This window comes from Streptomyces bohaiensis, from assembly GCF_012033785.1.
GTDB classification, from domain to species: Bacteria; Actinomycetota; Actinomycetes; order Streptomycetales; family Streptomycetaceae; genus Streptomyces; species Streptomyces bohaiensis.
This window is the reverse complement of record NZ_JAAVJC010000495.1, coordinates 1-1,696: the sequence shown is the minus strand read 5'-3', so window position 1 is coordinate 1,696 and position 1,696 is coordinate 1. Positions and strand designations below refer to the sequence as shown.

Here is a 1,696-nt window from a genome sequence, read left to right as displayed (position 1 = left end):
GCCACCGGCTGCTCGCGCCGTCCGCCGGAGGGCGCACCTCTGGCGGGTGCCGCTCCGCCGCCGAAGGTGCCACCTCTGGCGGCGGCCCGACCCGACGGCCGAGGGCGAGGCGCGGCGGGCGCGGCAGCCCGCGGCGTCGACCGGGGACGGGGCGGGCGGTCGGACGGTCAGACGGTCAGCAGCTCCAGCTCCGCCCGGAGGTTGAACCGGGCGGTTGCCTCCCAGTGACGGCTGCCGTACGGGGTCCGGTACAGCGCCGGCAGGGCCAGCAGCCGCCGCAGCACCGCCGCCCGCCCCTCACGGAACGCCGGCTCCGGGACCGACGCGTACTCCCGGCGGACGGCGGCGGCGTAGTGCGCGTACTCCTGCGGCGGTCCCGCGAGGACGGCGAGGTCGGCGTCGCACAGTGCCTCGCCGTCCCGGTCGCCCGGTTCCGGGGCGTGGGTAGCGGTCAACCGGACCAGACGGGCCACGGCGGCGGTCCGCCCGGCCGGGCAGCCTGCCGCCGGCAGCAGCGTCTCCGCGAGCACGGCGCTGCGTTCCTCGTTGTCCCCGGCCGCCGGGTCGTACACCGCGTCGTGGAACCAGGCGGCGAGGGCGACCGCGGCGGGGTCCGCCGGATGGTCCGCCAGCTCGTCCAACCGGTCCAGCACGGCCGCCAGGTGGGGGACGGCGTGGTACACGCGGTGGGGTTCCGCCCAGCGCGCCAGCAGTTCCGCCGCCAGCGCCGCGGCCTCCACCGGGTCGGGAAGCAGCGGCTTCATGCGGGCCGTCAACCGGGCCTCCGAGGAGGGGTTCTGACCGCCCTTCGGCTCGGCGGCGCCGGTGCCGCCGCCAGGGGGTGCACCTCTGTCGTTCCGGCCGTCGGCCGACCGTTTCGCACGCATACGGCCATTGTGGCGCGGGCCGCGTCGTTCCGTCTTTCCTCCCGGGGGCCATCTGTGGCACTCTCTCGACATGTCTAGACCACTCCTCGAGGTCATCGCCCTCACCGTGCAGGACGCCGTCGCCGCCGAGACCGGCGGCGCCGACCGCCTCGAACTGGTCGCCGACATGGCGGCGGACGGCCTCAGCCCCGACGTCGCCACCGTCTCGGAGGTGCGGTCCGCCGTCGATCTGCCGATCCGGGTGATGCTGCGCCTCGCCGACGGGTTCGCCGCCGGGGACGCCGACGCCGTCCGGCAGTTGCGGACCACCGCCGACACCCTGCGCGCCGCGGGCGCCGACGCCTGGGTGTTCGGCTTCCTCGACGAGACCGGTCAGGCGGACCTGGCCGCCGTCGCCGCCCTCACCGACGTCATCGGCTCCGACCCCTGGACGTTCCACCGGGCGATCGACCACGCCGCCGACCGCGGCGCCCTGCGCAAGCAGCTCGACGGCCCCGGTGCCCCCGACACCTACCTCACCGCCGGCTCGCCGCGCGGTGTCGACGACGGCCTGCCGGTGCTGGCCGCGGAGGCCGCCCGCACCGCGGCCCGCGAGCCCGGCCACCAGCCCCGGCTGATGGCCGGCGGCGGACTGCGGCTGGAACACCTGCCGGAACTGCGGGCTGCCGGGGTCGACGCCTTTCACATCGGCGGCGCGGCCCGTCCGCAGGGCTGGGACGGCCCGGTCGACGCGGCCGCCGTCCGCCGCTGGCGCGACGCCCTCGCCTGACCCGGCCCGAGCCGACGCGGCGGTCGTCCCGGTGCAGCCC

The 1,696-nt window shown here is 77.4% G+C and carries 2 protein-coding genes; one reads left to right on the top strand and one right to left on the bottom strand.

All coding sequences use genetic code 11. The features are described 5' to 3' along the window. Nucleotides 1-167: 167 nt before the first annotated feature. Nucleotides 168-764 carry an HD domain-containing protein gene (locus HCN52_RS24230; RefSeq protein ID WP_245175419.1) on the bottom strand — a complete coding sequence of 199 codons (597 nt, stop codon included), beginning with the start codon at nt 762-764 and terminating at the stop codon, nt 168-170. Between the two features lie 193 nt (nt 765-957). Between HCN52_RS24230 and HCN52_RS24225 the strand changes: the two genes are divergently transcribed. Then, the gene (locus tag HCN52_RS24225) at nt 958-1,656 is read left to right on the top strand and encodes a copper homeostasis protein CutC (protein ID WP_168090555.1); all 699 of its coding nucleotides are present in this window, start codon (nt 958-960) and stop codon (nt 1,654-1,656) included. Nucleotides 1,657-1,696: the final 40 nt, after the last annotated feature.

Excerpts from the sequence above, each read along its gene's own strand:
- HCN52_RS24230 (WP_245175419.1), bottom strand. The coding sequence starts at position 764 with ATGAAGCCGCTGCTTCCCGACCCGGTGGAGGCCGCGGCGCTGGCGGCG.
- HCN52_RS24225 (WP_168090555.1), top strand. The coding sequence starts at position 958 with ATGTCTAGACCACTCCTCGAGGTCATCGCCCTCACCGTGCAGGACGCC.